This is a genomic window from Sphaerothrix gracilis Ecp01 (genome assembly GCF_030405905.1).
GTDB classification, from domain to species: domain Bacteria; phylum Cyanobacteriota; class Cyanobacteriia; order Phormidesmidales; family Phormidesmidaceae; genus Sphaerothrix; species Sphaerothrix gracilis.
The window spans coordinates 1-18,360 of sequence record NZ_JASATW010000030.1; the positions used below are offsets into that span (position 1 = coordinate 1).

Consider the following 18,360-nt stretch of genomic DNA (forward strand, 5'->3'; position numbering starts at 1 on the left):
CAACAGGCTGATGCTTGATGTATGATGCCCGCTTTTTTAGGTGATAGAACATGTTGTTTTTACCTAAAAAAGGCAGTTTCAGGAGTTGAAAAATTGAGTTTAACCCTGCTGCTATAACTACAGAAACCCAATTTAAGAAACACTTCAGCAGGGATACGGAAATCAGCTGCTATAGCTGGTTTACAATCAGTGAAAGTACTGAAGTGATTGTTTTCAACCTGAGTGGTACAGAAAAAACTTTTAGCTGCTCAATTTACTGGATCTACACCGTCAGCATTTTGCAGCAGATATGGGCACTTCATCTACGATCTGGCTTAATCAATTCGGGCAATCCTCTCTATATCTATAGAACCTATTTATGCTCTCTGAGCAGGAGGCAGGCAACTGAGCATTCTGGAAAGATGAGCGATACTAAGCCGCGATCGCGGTTGGTAGTGCATCGAGACCTGGTAGCTGGTTGCCTTGGGCGATGAGCTGCTCAACAAGTTGGCGTTTTTTGTCAGGTTGTAGCAGCAATTGCCCTATGTTTGCTCCTTCTCCACGAACTTCACGAATTGTTCAGTGGAGTCTTTACCCCGGTTGTGATAAGAGGGATTGTCAACACCTCCTATCTGATGAAGCTGTTCGATGGCATCTTTTTCCTCGTCCATGAATGTCTTGGCAGCTTTACGGTTGATGCCAAATTCGCGTTCCAAGAGTCCGGCATTGATGGCGTAAGTATCGTCAGGATGCTGTTGGTTCCATTGAGAGATGGCGTTGAAGATAGCCTTAGCTCTATCTTTGGCACTATTGGCTCTGGTTTCTTCTGGCTGTGGTTCTAGTGTCGGCTGAGTAGAGCTGCCGGCTGATTGCTGTGTTTCCTGTGTTTGCGGGGGTGCTTGCGTGGAGGTGCCTAAGAATGCCTGTCGAATAGCATCGAACTGCTGCAGCTGCTGCTGAAGCTGAGCATTCTGCTGTTGCAGGTGTTCAATCTTCTTTGTCAGCTTTTGGTGAGGTTCATTTGGGCCGGCAGAGTCAACCTGCTGTTTGAGCTGTTTGTTTTCTGCTCTAAGGGTTTCTAGCTCGGTAGTCAGCCAGCGGAGAGTCGCAGCTTGATGGGCGATCGCTTCGAGGGCATCGGGTTGAAGCTGAGGCGTTTGCTGTTGCTGCTTCCAGCTAGCTTCAGCTTGGCCCAGCACAGCGCGTAGGGCCTCAGCGCTGTTGCCATGTTCACCGAGCTGGGCGGCGAGTTTATGCAGGCGATCGACATCGCTGGTATAGAGAGAAGTCTGAGTTGTATTTGCAGGAGGCATTGTTGTTTGAGTAAGTGGTGCAGGTTCTGGAGATGAGGGTGTTTCACTGGGTAGCGGCGGCAGACCGTTAGCGGCGATTTTGACCCCCCGTGCTCGAATCAACTCGCCATTTGGTCTGGCTAGCCGGTAGTGAAAGTAGTGGTCAGTGGCCCTGGAGTTGGGGGTGACTTTGCCTTCTAAGACATGGCCCAGGTAATGCTGTAGGAAGCGATGTTCATGCTGCCATTCGGGGCAGAAGAAGTGAATAGCGATCGCGCCGTAGATGCCGCGCAGCCGGTGAATAGAGACAGTCTTGAAGCCTTCGGGCACAGGGACAATTTCTGTCTGTTGAAAATACTTTCTGACCTGACGGTTGATACGGGTATTGAGGGCATCGATGCGAGGATCATCATGAGCGGCTTCGCTTTCCACTAGCGGTGCGATCGCCTTGAGCTGGCGGAAGCGCTCGATAGCAGGCAGTAAGTCTTTGGCTGGAATCAGGGTCAAGATATCAAACGAGAGCGACTGCGCCTTCTTTTGCTGACCGCTAAAGTGGAGCGCGTAGGGATAGGCAGTCAGTTCAAAGCTGCCTTTGCTAATGACCTCTGTGTGTCTGCGTCCGGTCAGGGCTGCAATGGCGATCGCCAGCAGACGTTCATCCTCAGCTTCTAGCAGACTGATAACCTGACCCAGATAGCGCTGCAAAGGAATGACCTGCAAGCTGTCTTGACGGCGGTTGTTGTTGGCAGTGGTGGACTGCCTGAGTGTCTGATAGGTCGCCTGGTCATACTTGAGATGCTTGAGCGCGTAGTGCTCGCGGCTGGTGCCAGAATCAGAGCCATCGAGTTTTTGCCAGTGTTTCAGGTAAGAATTTTGCTCAGTCAGGGTCAGCTTACCGGCTTCGATTGCCTCTAGAATCAGCCGTCGATAGGTAGAGAGATACTGGCTGCTGATGGACTGCCTGGGATAGCCTTCTTCGAGCAAATCGATTTCAGCGCTAGCGAGCTGAGCGATCGCTGTTTCGCTGTCTTGGCCTTGCTGATTGAGCTGGATGAGGCGGTCTAGGAAGTGCAGCGCCAGTTGTCCGAGTTCATCGCGTGAAAGTTTAGTGCGATCGCCCACATTGATGCGTTGCCTGAAGCGTTCGATGATTTGGTTGCGAGTGAGGTCGTGGCGGGTAGAGAGAGTCATTAGCTCAGTTTTAGGATTGTTGCTCGCCTGCATTGATGTGTTGACGAAAGCGTTCGACAATTTGAGGACGAGTTAGATCAGGCTGTTTCATTTCTCAGGTTGTTTTCCCAAGATGATTTCATGGGGGAGCGTTGGCTTTTGGGGTGTTTTCATTTCAGCTTCCATCATGAAAGCGATCGCCAATAGCAATCCGCCAACAGTGAGTAGAACGTATAGAGTGCTTAGGCTTATGAGTTTGACTATCATGAGAGGCTCCATACTTTTATACCTGATCTGCGCTTTAAATGAGATAGTAAAGCGATCGCCTTGTTTTAGCTTGAAGAACTGGCCTCAAAATTGCTAGTCGTTTTGTTCCACCTCATCAAGGTCAATGACATAGACCGTCATGAGAGTTTGTAAGACGACTCGCTTTGGGCCACGAGCCAAGACGACTCCACTGCCATCGAAGCGCTGTAATTGATAGGTTCCATTGTGCCCGTTGCGCTCGTAGCTGAGATTGAGTAGTCCCTGGTGTGTTTGGGCAATGCCAACTTGTTTGTGCTGTCGTGCTGCTCTTAAATCCGACTCAGCGGCTCTCTGTCTCAGTTGTTGTTCTGGTAGAGAATTATCCATAGTATCCATAGCAAATAGAGTTAATCGCCCGATTGAGTTGAGCTAGAGAGCAATTCGGTGTTGCATAATTAAAAGATGAACTAGAGGTAATCTGCAATGCAATGTCCAGAGTGCGGAGCCACTCACATCCGTAAGAACGGTAAGAGAAAAGGTAAGCAAAATCACATCTGCGTCGCCTGCGGTCGTCAGTTCATCGACACCTACGAACCTCACCGAGGCTACTCAGATGACGTCAGAGGCGAATGTCTCAAGATGTATCTCAACGGTTCTGGCTTTCGGGCCATCGAGCGAGTCAAAGGAGTTCATCATACGACCGTGATTACATGGGTCAAGCAAGTGGGCCAACGACTTCCAGAGGCTTACGACCCTCAAACGACCCCAGAGGTCGGCGAACTCGACGAATTGGAAACCTTTGTAGGCTCAAAAAAACAAAATTTGGCTGTGGACGGCTGTTGACCACTTCAAAAAGGGGATTTTAGGGTGGGTCTTGGGCGACCATAGTGCTGAAACCTTTGCCCCACTCTGGCAAATCGTGGCTGGCTGGAACTGCTATTTCTACGTCACTGATGGCTGGTCAGTCTATCCAACCTTCATTCCTGATGGCGATCAGATTATCTGCAAGACCTATATGACTCGAGTTGAGGGGGAAAACACCCGCTTACGGCACTATCTGGCTCGACTGCATCGCAAAACGCTTTGTTATTCCAAGTCCGTAGACATGCTGGCTCACTCTGTCCGATTGTTACTTCACTACCTCAAGTTTGACGATGTTCCAGTGCCTCCGAGATTCATCTCTTGATTCAGCAACGCCAGCAATTCCTACTTGTTGAAGCTGCGCTTGAATCTCGTGATTGCGCAGATGCTTACCTTTGCCGTAGGCATTGCGCCATTGCAGTCCGCTGATCTGAGCGAGCTTTCTGAGCTTTTGAGTATTAGAGCGATCGCTCACGTGTGCAATATGCGCGTCATTTATATGTATATACTAAGCTGATATACAAGCATAGTCAAGGACTTGCATACGAGCAGAACAAATAAGTGCTTAATAGCGTAATTACTGTAATTGCTGCAGTCAGAAGGGTTCGAGCGTTATCAAAATACTAAAACAACTCGAAATAGTGATGGCATGGATGATTAAAGTATTTTGTGGGCGTATTTTGTAAAGTGCTTTAGAGCACATACGCTATTGATGCTTAGAGTTTTTTACATAATCTGCGGGCTTTTGTCAGGTTCAATAGTATAGAAGCACTGAAGTGATTAACTCCTCAAGGTTTTTTGAGATAAGCGTATGTAAGCTAAAATTACTGCGCTCTGTTGATGGCGATCGCGTATGGCTGAATGTTTCTTAATTAAGCCACGGATTGTCTCGCACGAGATGCTAGCCAAGAAAGTCTGCAGACGATATCGTGGTGAGCTATCACTGCTGTTGGTATAGGGATGACTCATGGCAATATTCGGATATTCCCTGGTTGCATTGATGCCGATTGCAACCATTTTTGTGTTGCTAGTCGTTGCCCGGCGTCCTGCAGGGCAGGCGATGCCCGTTGCCTATCTCATTACAGTGATGCTGGCGCTGTTTGTTTGGCGGGTTCCTATTGCGGAAGTAGCTGCGGCTAGCGTGCAAGGAGGTGTAGCAGCGGCAGAGATTCTTTTCATTGTATTTGGTGCCATCTTGCTGCTGAATACGCTGCAAGAATCGGGGGCGATCGCGGTAATTCGTCAAAGTTTGCTAGGCATTTCGCGCGATCGCCGCGTGCAGGTCATCATTATTGCCTGGCTGTTTGGCAGTTTCATCGAGGGGGCGTCTGGCTTTGGCACACCAGCGGTTATCACTGTGCCGCTACTGGTTGCAGTTGGGTTTCCGGCAATGGCGGCGGTGATTGCCGCCCTGATTATTCAAAGCACCCCTTCTACCTTTGGTGCTGTGGGGACGCCGATTCTAATCGGTATCAATTCAGGACTGGCTGGTGTCCCTAGGGTGCAGCAACACCTTGCTAAGTTGGAGCTGACTCAAGCCGATTATTTGATTGCGGTGGGTCGTTGGGCAGGCGTGTTTCACGCTGTTGTCGGCACCTTTTTACCCCTGATTTTGGTGATGGTGTTGACGGCAGGGTTTGGAGCTGAGCGCTCGGTCAAGGCGGGGCTGGCCGCCTGGAAATTTGCCCTCTTTGCGGGATTAGCCTTTACCCTGCCCTATGTATTAACAGCCTTGCTGCTGGGACCAGAGTTTCCGACATTAGTTGGCGGACTGGTGGGATTAGCGATTGTCGTGCCTGCGGCCCGGCGCGGCTTTTTATTGCCCCCTCATCAATGGGATTTTCCGGCGGTTGAACATTGGCCTGATGATTGGCATAGTTCAGATATGCCGTCTGCATCTATCACAGGTAGTCGGTTGTCGGCTCGTCGGGCCTGGCTGCCCTATATGCTGCTAGGACTATTGCTGATGCTGTCGCGTCTAGAATTTTTGCCGTTCAGGGAGTGGATGCAGTCGTTAACCCTAACCTGGGTAGGCGTTTTTGGAACTGATGTTACAATCTCGACGCAGCCGCTTTACCTCCCACCCACCACTTTCATTCTTGTGGTAGCTATCACGTTCTTTTTGCATCGGCTTAAGCCTGCAGCTCTGGGCCGAGCGATCGCCAATGCGGTGCCGTTATTGCAAAAGACGACGCTAGCGTTGGGGTCGGCAGTCTTGATGGCCCGGGTGTTTATCAACTCTGGAGTGAATAATTCTGGCTTAAAGAGTATGCCGCTGACGTTGGCCGATAGTATGTCAAATTTGGCCGGACAGATCTGGCCGTTGTTTGCGCCTTTCGTGGGCACGGTTGGCTCATTTGTCGCTGGCAGCGTGACCGTCAGCAATTTGATGTTTTCCCTGTTTCAGTTTGGCGTTGCGGCTCAGCTCGGCCTATCAACGGCAGCCGTTTTGGGGCTACAGTGCGTCGGCGCGTCGGCAGGCAATATGATTTGCGTATCCAACATTGTTGCAGCGGAGGCAACGGTAGGTCTGATAGGTCGCGAAGGTCTATTAATCCGCAAGGTGCTTTGGCCTACGGCATACTACGTCGGCTTTGCCGGCATATTAGGAATGCTTGCGGTATTCTTCTTAGACTAGGCCCAAAATGACCGAAGCTGCGATTTAGTATCATTTGCCTTTCAAGTCCTCTACCAGCAATGATTTCAGGAATTCTCATTATGGAGCGGCTGACGCTCAAACCATTGCTGTCAAGGGTTTCTGGAGCTTTGGAAATTGTTGTGAAAGATCGATGAAAGAATAGCTTCAGCTTAAGAATTCGTGTTGAAATTCAAGTGCTTTACCTGAGAAGCGCATTTGCCCTGCTTCTAATAAAAGCACCCAATCAGCGAGATTCAGAATGTTAGGACGGTGAGAGATGACGAGGCAGGTAGGTGAATGGGGCATCTCTTCGCTTTGCCCGTCGCCCGATCGCTGATTAGCAAATAGTCTTTCCCATAACCGTTGTTCGGTTTCGACATCGAGGGCGCTAGAGAGATCATCAAAGATCAATAGCTGAGGCTGTCGCAGCAACATTCGGGCGGCAGCGACGCGTTGTTTTTGGCCACCGGATAACCGGAAGCCTCGGGTGCCGACAATGGTGTCGAGGCCATCAGGTAGCATGGCTAAATCTTGGTCAAAGACAGCTGTGGCGATCGCGCGTTTCAACTGAGCAGCATTTACGGCTTCTTCTTGTCCTAACAGCAAGTTATCTCGTAATGAGGCGCTGAAAAGCTGCGGAATTTGAGGGGTGTAGGCAGCATAAGGAGGCACCAGATAATTACCCGGATCACTAATTTCTTGATCATTCCAGTACAATCGACCGGACTGCTTGGGTAATAGCCCCAACAGCACCCGCAGTAGCGTTGTTTTACCTGAACCGACTGCCCCGGTAATGACGGTCAAGCTACCCCGCTGAAGGGTAAAGCTAATACCAGTAATGCCGCTAGAACTGCCAGGATAGCAGTAGGTCAAGTTTTCGACACGAAACTCTTTCAGCGGTTCAGGCTGTATCAGGGATGGTGCCGGTGAAAATGGGGATTGGGCACCGAGGATAGGTTTGAGATGGAGTGGGTGAGGATAGGTGAGCGGATGAGGAGGGTGGAGGGTGGAGGGTGGAGGGTGTGAGTTACTGATGCTTTCCCAAGACCTTGAACCTTGAGTCTTAACCCCTGAACCTTCCTTAAACCTTAAATCTCCTATCAGTCCCGCCATGCGTTCAAACGATACTTCGCTTTGTTTGATGGAGGCCAGGAAGCCGCCGAAGAAGGCCAGGAAGTAGGTCACAAAGGAAAGGTAATAGACGAACAGAGCAAAGTCGCCAACCGTCAGGGTGCTGTGGGCGCCAAGATTTTGGGACACGACGAGCAAGATCAACCCCGTTCCGAGGCTGACGATGTTTTCAAAACCTGAATTGAGGAGTGCATTAAAAACTTGATCGCGTACCATGAGTTGACGGCGGCGATTGCACCTGTTCCTCAACTCATGCAGCATTTGGGCTTCAGCACCCGCGACCTTTACGGCTTGGACGGCAGTAAACATTTCGCCAATCAGTCCGGTAACTTGTTGGGTGGCCTGGCGGCTGGCGCGACGGTAGTGTTTGAGGCGGTGTTCGGCTTGATGGGCGAAGGCAGCGATCGCACACAGCGGCAAAAATACCAATAAGGTCATCGTGGGGTTCACGCTCAGCAGCAAGATAACGGAACCCACAGCGAATACTCCGGCGGCAAAGATCTCGTTGGTGCCGACCACCGTGTCTTCGATCTGGAAGGCGTCGTCTCGAAAGTAGCTGAGGATTTCGCCAGGAGACGTGCTCTGACCGTTGGCTCCTCCGGTTGCCAGCTCTGCTCCCGGTCGCTTCAGTAACTCAAACAGCAGATTGTGTCGTACTAGCCCGCTCATCAAAAAGCGATGCTGAGTTTTGGTAATCCGCCCCGTGAAAATCGCCACAACTCGCGCCAGACCGACTGCCAGGAATAGCCCAATCCATACCCAGGGCGACTCGCTTAGCCGGGATTGGTCAGTGAGGCTATCAAAAAACTCGCGAATCAATATTCCCGGCACGGCAGGTAATCCCAGAATAAACAGCCACAGCAGAGTATCTACCCAGTAAAGCCGCTGGGCGTAGCAGATCATTTGCCAGAGGAGTCGGTGAACGGGGGGCATAAGTGGGAAGAAGGGTTAAAGGTTGTGGGTGCAAGGTTGTGGGTGCAAGGTTGAAGGAGGGTTGAAGGTTGAAGGCCAAATGTGGAAGGGTGTCCAAGTCACCCAAACCCTGAATCCCAACCCCCAAAACTTGAACCTTAAACCCTAAACCTTTTAACCCCTACCAAAGGAGCCCCAAACGGATTTTTTTGGCTGCTTGGCGGAGTTTTGTGCCTTCCCTTCGGGCCGCTCTAAAACGGGATCACAGGCTTCTACTTGCTCTCTTGAAAGGGTGCTTCAGCTTCCATAAACGGATTCAAAGCTTCCCTCGTACTGGTTGAAGTATCCGTCCAGGCCTGGTTCAAACGGAGAAATGCAAACAACCGCATCTAGGTTAATTGGCCCATAGACGTGAGGGAAAAGCTCTTCGCCTCCTTCCAGATTTTCGTAAACGAGGCGGGGATGTAGTCGTTCAGTCTGAATATGCAAAAGGATTAGACCGCCCGTGTTTCTGAACAGGTGGTTAGCAACTCGCACAACCTGGTCAGCATTAGAACAGTGAATAAAACCTTCCGCCCCGAAAAATTCGGCTGCATAGTGGTTTTGTCCTTTGCTGCTGTGCCATCGTTGCGCTGTCGTAATGTGGTAAATAATAGCTACTCAGCCCGCCCTCCAATTGGCTTTCTTTAATCGGTTTGCCCGACAATGCCTGCGGTATACAGCCTTTCCTAGTCTGCTGAGGTACAGTAGCAGCAATGAGTAAACCAGCCAAGAATATCGTCTAGAGACACTTCGCCAAAAGCCTGTTCAATCGCCTGGGCTAAATCTCGATATGTTCTAGCCCCTATACGGCGTAGAATCGCTTTAATCTTCGACCAACAGTTTTCAATCGGTGAGAACTCCGGTGAATAGGGCGGCAAGTAAATTAGGCGTGCCCCTGCTGCACTGATAAGCCGCTCTATCTCCTGACTTTTATGAATTGAGCAGTTGTCCATAATGACACAGGCTCCTTTCCACAACTGCGGCACAAGCCTACGAGCAATGAAGGCCTCAAACATCAGACTATTGGTTGGCCCTGTCAAACTCACCTGAGCAATCACCCCCTTGAGTCCTAGAGCAGCGATGAGTGAGACGTTCTGGCCTCGCTTTTGAGGTCGTTTGCCATGTGCACGCTTCCCTTTCGGCGAACGCGCCCTCAGCCGAGTCAGCGCTAGATTGACCCCTGACTCATCAATAAAAATGAGGTCTTTGGCTAAGATAGTTTGCATCATCTGCCAGAAGGCTACACGTGCCCTTTGAACCCGCTCACTCTCTTTCTCGCTAGCGTGCAGCGTTTTTTTTGACGCTGAGGTCGAGCTTTTTGAGCATTCTATCGACGGTAGAGCGACTGATGCGAACCCCTGTTTTAGCTTCTAACAACTTGGCTAGCTCTACGAGCGTCGCATCGTTATGGTCTTCAACCAGTTGTTCCAAGACAGCCAGTTGCTCAGTGGTGAGCTTAGTCGGTGTTTGCTCAGTGCGCACCTTGGGCGCAATCGAACCGGTTTGCCGCTTTTGCTTGAGCAGTTTCTCAATAAAACTCAGGGCGACCCCGAAGCGCTTGGCAAGTTGCCGTTGCGAGATGGGTTCATTCTCATAGACATCGATGATTTTCTGGCGCAAGTCGAGCGAATAGGGCTTCATGCTTACCCCGATCTTGAAAGGATAAATTAATCCTCTACTTATACTCCATGTGACTGGGAAAGGCTGTATGCCCATATTTCAAATCGTGCTAGGGATGATAACTCCACCTCCAATGAACCGTAATAGTCATGACAAAATGCTTCAAACTCGTTTATCGCTAAAGGAAACGCTTCATCTGAAACGAGCCAACACAACCCATATGCCCTTGATTTGTAGAAGTCAAGTAATTCTTGAACCGGGTTGCTGACCGTCCATTCCTTAGCGACTAAATAATTACACTGATACCCTTTGTTGCGTAAATATTCCTCTACATTAATTTCGTTAGTTACTCTACGGGGCTGTTGTGCAGGTCGCGGCTCTTGATACTTGGACAAGATAGTTCTGAAATGCTGCTCAAATTCCCGTCTTGCAGGGGGAGTAATCCATTGAGCATTTAGATAAAAACCGTTTGGCTTTAGAACGCGATCAACCTCATCTAAAAATGTTTGTAAGCTGGAAACAGCATGAAGCATGTGAACCGTTAGCACAACGTCAAAGCTGGCATCTGAAAAAGGGAGTTGTGAGGCATCGCCATGAATCAGTTTCAGATTTGAGGGAATTTCAGGCAGCTTTTGACGAAGCTGATTCAGCATTTCTGCAGAAACATCAATGCCAGTCACGCTATAGCCACGTCTTACTAAAGGAAGAACGTTGAGCCCAGTACCGATGCCAGGTTCCAAGAAAGTCGTTTCAGGAGTTGCCTTGACTAAATCAAGAATAAAATCTGCAACTTCTTCGGCGATGGGTTCTGTGAGCCAGCGCGTTTGGTCATAAATACGAGAAATTTTGCTGTAATAAACATTTTTCACCATTCTTTGAAACCTTATGCCGCACTATCAAACACACTTACTGCCAATTACAATGTGATCCACTTATCCATCCATCTACCCATCTGCCTCTACGGTGCAGGCGGAATCCGAGCAATCCGACAAGGACGGAGGGATGCTGGCAGCTTATAGGCTGGCACCATGCCGTCTTGGCTGTCGAGATAAAGCTCGCTGGCGGTAAGCAAATCGGCAGCACAGGTTGCAGGATCTAGATTGCCGAAGAGGAAGGTGGGTTTGTGGATGCCGACGTAGGCGATCGCACACGCCCGCTCACAAATACACAAACAGCTTGTTGTCTCAATCACCAGCTCCTCTTTTCGAGGCCACTGTTCATGCAGTTTCTCAAGCTGATTGAGCAAGCGGATACCATCTGTCACTTTCGAGTCATCCTCTTCAGAGATAGCGCTGCAGGCTTTACAGACGATTAGAACGTGTTTGGTCATATTGAATCTTTTAAGGGTGGAAGGTATAGGGTGTAGGGTATAGGGTTTACCTTGGAACTTGAACCTTAAACCCTGATTCCAAAACTAGTTGGATAGGTCGCTCGACTCTAGGCTTCCTCTACCAGGTATTTGAACAGGTCATCGAGGATAGCATTAGCCGCGATTGGGCCACTACCAATCCAGTAGCTGGGTACTTGGTAGACCCGTCCTGCTTGAACTGCCTTTAGCTGTCCCCAAAGCGGATCTTGTTGCAGTTTCTGTAAGCGTTCTTGGGCTTCCTGGTTGGCAGCGGCGGTATTCTCACCTGTCCAGATAAAGATCACGTCACCATCGGCTTGAGCGAGTAGTTCACGGCTGATGCTGGTCTGGATTGGGCTGCCAAACCGTTGCTCCGCCTCGACTGCTCCAATAGTCTGAGAAGGAGGGCGAGCCAGTCCGGCATCCTGTAAAACGGTGCCGCAGAAGGAATCTTTTAAGTACAGATTGATGGTGTCCGGGTATAGGCGAACAACAGAGATCTGGAGGTCATTCAGCTGCTCTCCCATCTGCCCTTGGAAGTCAGCCGTGCGAGCCTGATACGCCTTTAATTTCGCTCGAGCAGCCTCCTTTTGACTTAGCGCCGCTCCCGTCTTCAAAAACGCCTCTTTCCATTGCCCACTGTGCTCAAAGGGCACCAGTAGGGTAGGGGCAATTTGAGAAAGTTGCGGATAGATACCCTGTTGGAAGTCCAGCCCTACAATCAGATCCGGCTTTAAAGACACGATGGCTTCCAAGCTAGGTTCGCCACCTTTGCCAATGTTTTGCGCATTGGTCATCAGCGGTGGCAGTTGCGCCTGAAACTCTGAAGTCACCGTCGCGATGGGTTCAAGGTCAGCCGCGATCGCATACTCAAATATCACCCCATCCAGCGTTACCAATCGCTGAATCTTCTCTGGCACACAGGCTGTGCCCGCAACATGCTCAACGACATCGCAACTCACCGCATCGATAGATGCGCCACTTTGCGGCGATCTCTGACACGCGACCACCACCCCCACCGTCAGCAGCAGCAATCCTAATCTAATCAACCAATGTCTCAAGGACCGTGACCTCAAATCTTTAATCTCGTTCGGTCTGGGGTTAAGGTTCAAGGTTTAAGGCGAACCCTAGACCCTAAACCCTTTTACCTAAAACTCCACTCCCACCTTCGCCGTCACCGTCAGCGGTGCGCCAGGATTGGCGAATTGAAATTCATCTGACGCCCGGAAGTAGTTGATATCGAAAAGGTTTTCGACATTGAGCTGAGCGCGCCAGTTGTCACGCTCGTAGAATACGGCGGCGTCAGTGCGGAAGTAGCTGGGCAAGGTGAAGCTATTATCGAGGGTGCCGGGGCGATCGCTCAGGTAAAACAGACCTAGACCGAACCCTAACCCTTCTAAATCACCTTCCTGGATTTCATAGGTTGTCCACAAGTTGAATTGGTGATCAGGAACATTGGCCAGTGGGTTGCCCTCAATGTCCGTGGTGTCTTCGCTGACAAAAGCATCCAGCAATGTATAGCCCGCGACGATGTTCCAACCCGGCAAAATTTCACCGCCCAAATTCAGCTCCAAGCCGCGACTGGTAACTTCTCCCGTTTGCACCGACAGCAGCGGATCATTGGGATCTTGAGTCTCCACATTTTGCTTGCGGATATCGAAGGCGGCAAAGTTCAGACTCAAAGTATCCGTTATATCGGCTTTGATGCCGACCTCATACTGCCGCCCGGTTTCAGGTTCAAAGATGGAGCCATCGGCATTGCGACTGGCTCCAAAGCTAGGTCGAAAAGATTCGGTGTAGGAGGCGTAGAGCGAAATTGGTTCGATGGGTTGATAGACGATCCCTAATCGCGGCGAGAAGGCACTATCAGACTGAAAAAATTCCTCTCGCTCTTCACCCATAAATTGGGTCGTGCGAAACTGATCTACAAAGTCGTAGCGCAGTCCTGCCAAGACGATCAGATTGGGCAAAATATCGATTTGGTCTTGTACATAGACGCCGACGGTGTTGATAGTGTCATCCCGAAAGAATTCTGGCTCAATGGCATAAGGAACGCCTGTGTACTCTGGATCAAACACATTGATGGGCGTGTATAAGTTGCTGAATTGGAACTCCGGCTGCTCTAGGGTGTTGCGATACTCTATTCCGGCTAAAACCTGGTGCTCAATCGACCCGGTATTGAATCGACCCACAACCTCCGCATTGGTAAAGAAGCGCTGGTAGTGCCCGCCGGCAAAGTATTCAATCCGATCCACTAGCCCCGTCGTTTCATCAAAAAAGTCATACAGCGGTGCATAACGTTCGGGAGCATACTCTAGATACTGTAAAGTGTGGCGCAGTTCCAGCGATTCGCTAAATTCATGGTTGAGGCGATAGCCGATGCTAAATTGCTCCTGAGAGAATTCCCCAAAATCTTCTCCGACAAAGCGACTGCGGGAGACGTCAACCGCCCCGTCCGCGGTGAAGGGAATCCCGTCGTCAATGGTTTCGCGATTGTAGGCATATTGCCCGTAAATATCGAGAGTTGTATCGGGGCCAATATCCCAGGCGACGGTAGGCGATACAATCACTCGTTCGCCATCCACAAAGTCGCGGAAACTGCCAAAATTACTGTAAGTGAGATTCAGGCGATAACGGGCCGCGGCATCTTCTGTAATTGGCCCAGTTAAATCGACATCGCCTCGATAGGTACTGTAGTTGCCCACCGTCGCCGCAACTTCATAGCGAGGTTCACTCAATGGTTGCTCAGAGACGAGGTTAATCACGCCGCCGGGCTCTCCTCGGCCAAACAAGACGGAAGCGGGGCCTTTCAAAATTTCAATCCGCTCAACGTCATTAGTATCCAGCGGCGCAAGAGAAAAGGTCTCAATGCCATCCCGGAAAATTGATTCCAAACTAAAGAAGCCTCGAATCAGGAAGCCAGGACCAAAAACGCTGGTTCCTCGTCCACCCCCGTCGATGACGCCACTCGCCGTTTCGAGAGCATCGCCCAGCTCCAAAGCATTACGGTCTTCAATGACTTCCTCAGGAATCACCTGAATTGACTGAGGAATGTCCCTTAGCGGAGTCTCGATACCCGTAGCGGTCGAAGCGGTGGAGGGCTTGTAACCATCCTCACCCTCACCTGTAACAGTGAGTTGCAGCGCCTCGTCGTCGTACGTCCCTTGAGCAATTCCCGGTACCACGCTGAGGGCCAGCCCTGCGCCTGTCAAAGTCGGTTCTAGGGTAGGTGCGCCATCCGTCCCGGTAACGGAAACCTGCACCCGGTTGTCGGGTAAACTTGTCACCTGTACCAACACGATGCCTTCAGCGGGGTCGAATTGCAGAAACTCCCCGCCATCTGGCAGAGCCAGCAACGCATTGGGAATTTCTGCGACAATCGCATCCCCCACCACGGCAGTCTCCGGAGTTGCCAATTCGCCATTCGCTTCTAAGATTAGCTCCAGGCGATCGCCGTCCGTGCTTACATTTACGCCCGTAATCTGGATGAGCGCCTGAGCCAATTCAGTGGGAATCGCTGCTGCTTCCTGCGCCTCCATCTGGCTAACCCATTCCTCAACAGTAGTTGCCGGTACCACGTCCGCTGCGTTCGCCAAGTCTGCCGTTGCAGTTTCCCCTGTAGGCGTCACCACCACCACTTCTGACGTTTCCGCCCGCGCTACTGGAGCCAACACCACCGCAAACAGGCCCGTCAGCCAAAAAATTCTGTGCAAATTGTTCATCACTCGCTCCCTAACCACACGCGATCGCCCACCTCTTTTTCATGTAGAACGACTCGCTATCGTCATCTAATTCGGAATTCTTCTCAAGAAGATACCGGATGGGGGGATTGGGCGGGGGCGTTTTTGATCCGCAGGGGGAGTTTTTGCGATCGCCTCCGGGAGTTTTAATGACCTTCTCTGCCTCGCATACACCCCCGGATTCACTCCGTACTTGCGGCGAAAGGCGTTGGCGAAGTGACCCCGACTGGCAAAGCCGACGGCCTGGGCGGCTTCGGTGACGTTGAGATCGCCGGATTCGAGCAGCTGGCGGGATTTCTCCATGCGCTGTTCGTGCAGATAGCCAAAAACCGTGGTACCAAACACCTGACGAAAGCCGACTTTGAGCTTATGGTCGTTGATGCCAATGGTGCGGGCCAGCTCCATCAGGGAGGGGGGATTCACTAAACGGCGGCGTAGGACTTTGCTGGCGTAGTGGATGCGTTCAATGTCATCCGCTTTCAAGATGGGGGCGATGGTTCCAGTATCTTTACAGAGGCGCAGATCCTCCATCAGTAGGGCCATCAGCTCCCAGACTTTACTTTCCAGATAGAGGCGCTGGGTCATTCCCTGAAAGGGGCAGTTAAAGATCTGCTGTACTGTCATCTGCATAGCTGGCGTTGGAGTGCTGGTGCGTTCGTAGTACCGTTCATCGGGCGATCGCATCAGGGGCTTTAGGGTGTCCGGCCAGTCTTCGGTGCTGCCCATCCACTGCTCGAACAGCTCCGGCTCAATGTGGACGTTGATGCTGAGAACTTGAGTATTGCCAGGCATTCGCCACGGTTCGCCGGGGGCGAGCCCGCTGCCGTAGAGATGATAGCGCTGGTGACCCTTACCATTGGGATTGAGCTGTTCAAAGGTGTATTCGAGGGGATGATGGCGATCGCAGTGGGTCACCACCAGGTCATCTTTCAGGCAAAACTCATCAACGGCCAGTTCTAACCCATCCCGTAGCCTAAACCATTGGCTCTTGCCTTGCCCGAGACTAGCAGGGTATGAATGTACAGCCTCAGTTGCCTGTGACAGTCCGGATGCTGGCTCTGCAAAGAGCGTGAAGTATTCTGATTGAGAAAGGGTGATAGGCATGGTGGTTTCAACACTGGCTGTGCCGATTCTACCGCTAATCGAGAATATCTCTCAATATGGTCCAACCGTTGAACTTGGCATTAGGAGCGTTTAACCACAGCTCTGGCTTGCAGTAATTGAGCAAATCGAGACTCTGGATTACTCGCGAGGGTGGTGCGATTGCCATACTCCACGATCTGACCCCGCTCCAGAATTAAAATCTGGTCTGCCCGCTCTACGGTTTTGAGTCGATGGGCAATGATAATGCCCGTCCGGTTCTCCAATAATCGATCTACCGCCCGTTCAATCAACTGTTCCGTCAGCAGATCGAGGCGTGACGAAGCTTCATCTAGCACCACCAGTCCCGGATTTTTCAAAAACACCCGCGCAAAAGCAAGCAGCTGCGCCTGCCCTGCCGAAAGTCCTCCACTGTCAGTCCCCAGTTCCGTGTCTAATCCCTGCGGCAACGCTTCCAGCCAGGGCCTCAGACCCAGCTCATCTAACGCTTGTAGAATGGCACAATCGGGAATGCCCGGCCTGAAAAACGTCAGATTGTTCCGCACCGTCGTTTGAAACAACTGCACATCCTGAGTGACAAACCCCGCATGATGCGGCAGTTCCACCAGTGGTATCTCGGCAATGTTGATACCGCCCAACCAGATTTGCCCGCGTTGAATATCGTAAAGGCGCAAGAGCAACTTTGCCAGGGTACTTTTGCCGCTCCCGGTACGACCGAGGAGGCCGAGGACTTGTCCCGCCGGAAGGTGGAAGGTGAGGTCGCGGAGGGTATAGATGGGTGGATGGGTGGACGAGTTTGCGGGTAGGCAAGGCTCTACCTCATTCCCACTCCCCCACTCCCCCACTGGCTCACACTCTCCCTCATACGTGAACCACACCTTGTTAAACTCCACCGACAGCGGCCCATCTGGCAACACGGCCTGTCCACTTGGCAGGAGTTGGCTCTGATGACTGACTAAGTCTTGGATGCGCTGAAGGCTGGCGATCGCCTGTTGCAATTGCTCCAGCTCTTCCCGGATGCGTTCGATAGGGTCTTGTAGGAGGGTGGCGTAGGAGAACAGCAGGTAGACGGTGCCGATGGTGATGGCGTTGCGGCTCCAGAGGTAAGCGCCCAGGGCGAGGGCAATCGCGTTGCCGATGGTAAACAAGCCTACGGTACTGCCCCACAGCAGGGTGCTGGTGAAACGGGCTTTATGAAAGGCGGCCAGCCAGCGGCGCATGATTTTGTAGCAACGCTGCATCACATAACCAACAGCACCATTGGCACGAATGTCTTCCAGACCGCCCAAGTGCTCGGCAACGAAGCCGTAAAACTCGGCACTAATCTCGCGGTAGATGCGCCAGGGTTCCACAGCGAGGGACTGCAACCGACCGAGCACCCCCAACGCGACCAGCACAAACAGGCTGAGGCTCATCCCCGCGCGCCAGTCTTCGAACCACAGCACCCCCAGAACGCTGATCATTAGTAGACCATTGCCGACCAACTGCAGTACAAACTGGGAGAAAAATCGGGACAGGGCATCCACATCCCCATCGACCCGTTCCACTAGCTCACCGGGAGTATGGGCCTTGTGAAAGGCCAGATCTAGATTGAGGGTGTGTTGGGTGAGGTCGAGCCGCAGGTCGTTGGTCGCTTTCCAGGCAACGGTTTCGCTAAAGTAGGTGGCCACAATTTCGAAGCCTTGACGCAGAAAGGCGATCGCCGCAAACCCCAACGCGACCCACACCAGTACCTGCTGCGGTCCACCCGCCACTGCCGTATCGATGAAGTAGCGCAAAATCTGAGGATTGAGCACCTGGAGGGCAATACTGCTGAGGAGGGCGATCGCTAACCAGACCACCTGCGTTCTCAGCGGCTTAAGATACGACACCAGGATTTTCCAGGAAGACCGGCCCACAACGCTCATACAACACCTCCCATGCACAAATATCCAGTGCGTTAGCTTAAGGTAAAGCGGACGGCATTAGGCGCTCTATAAGGATTTTTTTGTCCCCTAGCCGGAGAGATTCAGTAGGTACTGCTCAACATCGTCCAAAACCCAATCGGCAGCTAGAGGGCTGTTGCCTGCTCTCCAATAATGGCCGACCCGATATACCTGGTTTTGCTGCACCGCCTTCAGGGACTGCCAAAGCGGATCGGTCTGGAGCCGTTCTAGTTCCGCCGTCGCCGTGTCGGCAATCTCTGGGGTTGCCCCAAACGTAAACATCTGTCGCTTAACAGGAAAAGTAAGCTCTTCCCAATATTAGGTGATCGTCTGATTCTGGCGGGATTAGGAGAAT

General features: G+C 51.5%; 14 protein-coding genes. 2 read left to right on the forward strand and 12 right to left on the reverse strand.

Annotation, left to right across the window (positions count from 1 at the left end; translation table 11 throughout):
* Positions 1 to 521: 521 nt before the first annotated feature.
* Positions 522 to 2,462 carry a protelomerase family protein gene (locus tag QJQ48_RS23430; RefSeq protein ID WP_346293673.1) on the reverse strand — a complete coding sequence of 647 codons (1,941 nt, stop codon included), beginning with the start codon at positions 2,460 to 2,462 and terminating at the stop codon, positions 522 to 524.
* Positions 2,463 to 2,801: 339 nt separating this feature from the next.
* Positions 2,802 to 3,083, reverse strand: coding sequence for a hypothetical protein (locus tag QJQ48_RS23435; protein ID WP_346293674.1), 282 nt, complete (start codon positions 3,081 to 3,083; stop codon positions 2,802 to 2,804).
* An 87-nt stretch (positions 3,084 to 3,170) separates the two neighbouring features.
* On the opposite strand from QJQ48_RS23435, the gene QJQ48_RS23440 reads away from it, so the two are divergent.
* Together QJQ48_RS23440 and QJQ48_RS23445 are read left to right on the forward strand one after the other, a co-directional pair.
* Positions 3,171 to 3,873 (forward strand): IS1 family transposase gene (locus tag QJQ48_RS23440; protein WP_346293675.1). Its coding sequence is split into 2 segments (ribosomal slippage): positions 3,171 to 3,502 and positions 3,501 to 3,873, totalling 705 coding nucleotides; the frame shifts between segments, so codons are not numbered across the junction.
* Between the two features lie 675 nt (positions 3,874 to 4,548).
* Positions 4,549 to 6,186 carry an L-lactate permease gene (locus QJQ48_RS23445; protein ID WP_428843082.1) on the forward strand — a complete coding sequence of 546 codons (1,638 nt, stop codon included), beginning with the start codon at positions 4,549 to 4,551 and terminating at the stop codon, positions 6,184 to 6,186.
* A gap of 165 nt (positions 6,187 to 6,351) precedes the next feature.
* On the opposite strand, the gene QJQ48_RS23450 is transcribed toward QJQ48_RS23445, so the two are convergent.
* The 10 genes from QJQ48_RS23450 to QJQ48_RS23490 all read right to left on the reverse strand — a co-directional run bounded on the left by QJQ48_RS23450 (position 6,352) and on the right by QJQ48_RS23490 (position 18,287).
* Entirely contained in the window at positions 6,352 to 8,250 is a 1,899-nt protein-coding gene (locus QJQ48_RS23450; protein WP_346293677.1) for an ATP-binding cassette domain-containing protein, read from the reverse strand.
* A gap of 276 nt (positions 8,251 to 8,526) precedes the next feature.
* A complete protein-coding gene (locus QJQ48_RS28405) occupies positions 8,527 to 8,883 on the reverse strand; it encodes a DUF952 domain-containing protein (RefSeq protein ID WP_428843085.1) in 357 nt (118 codons plus the stop codon).
* A gap of 74 nt (positions 8,884 to 8,957) precedes the next feature.
* Positions 8,958 to 9,912 (reverse strand): IS630 family transposase gene (locus tag QJQ48_RS23455; RefSeq protein ID WP_346293678.1). Its coding sequence is split into 2 segments (ribosomal slippage): positions 8,958 to 9,573 and positions 9,572 to 9,912, totalling 957 coding nucleotides; the frame shifts between segments, so codons are not numbered across the junction.
* A 38-nt stretch (positions 9,913 to 9,950) separates the two neighbouring features.
* Positions 9,951 to 10,763: a class I SAM-dependent methyltransferase gene (locus tag QJQ48_RS23460; protein WP_346293679.1), complete on the reverse strand. Its 813-nt coding sequence runs from the start codon at positions 10,761 to 10,763 to the stop codon at positions 9,951 to 9,953.
* Between the two features lie 86 nt (positions 10,764 to 10,849).
* Complete coding sequence (locus QJQ48_RS23465; RefSeq protein ID WP_346293680.1) at positions 10,850 to 11,221, reverse strand: DUF1636 family protein; 372 nt, start codon at positions 11,219 to 11,221, stop codon at positions 10,850 to 10,852.
* A 107-nt stretch (positions 11,222 to 11,328) separates the two neighbouring features.
* Complete coding sequence (locus QJQ48_RS23470; protein ID WP_428843083.1) at positions 11,329 to 12,288, reverse strand: iron-siderophore ABC transporter substrate-binding protein; 960 nt, start codon at positions 12,286 to 12,288, stop codon at positions 11,329 to 11,331.
* Positions 12,289 to 12,387: 99 nt separating this feature from the next.
* The gene (locus QJQ48_RS23475) at positions 12,388 to 14,961 is read right to left on the reverse strand and encodes a TonB-dependent siderophore receptor (RefSeq protein WP_346293681.1); all 2,574 of its coding nucleotides are present in this window, start codon (positions 14,959 to 14,961) and stop codon (positions 12,388 to 12,390) included.
* A gap of 66 nt (positions 14,962 to 15,027) precedes the next feature.
* Positions 15,028 to 16,083: a helix-turn-helix transcriptional regulator gene (locus QJQ48_RS23480; RefSeq protein WP_346293682.1), complete on the reverse strand. Its 1,056-nt coding sequence runs from the start codon at positions 16,081 to 16,083 to the stop codon at positions 15,028 to 15,030.
* Positions 16,084 to 16,163: 80 nt separating this feature from the next.
* Positions 16,164 to 17,987, reverse strand: a complete 1,824-nt coding sequence (locus tag QJQ48_RS23485) for an ABC transporter ATP-binding protein (protein WP_346293683.1) — start codon at positions 17,985 to 17,987, stop codon at positions 16,164 to 16,166.
* An 87-nt stretch (positions 17,988 to 18,074) separates the two neighbouring features.
* The gene (locus QJQ48_RS23490) at positions 18,075 to 18,287 is read right to left on the reverse strand and encodes a hypothetical protein (protein WP_346293684.1); all 213 of its coding nucleotides are present in this window, start codon (positions 18,285 to 18,287) and stop codon (positions 18,075 to 18,077) included.
* Between the last annotated feature and the right edge of the window lie 73 nt (positions 18,288 to 18,360).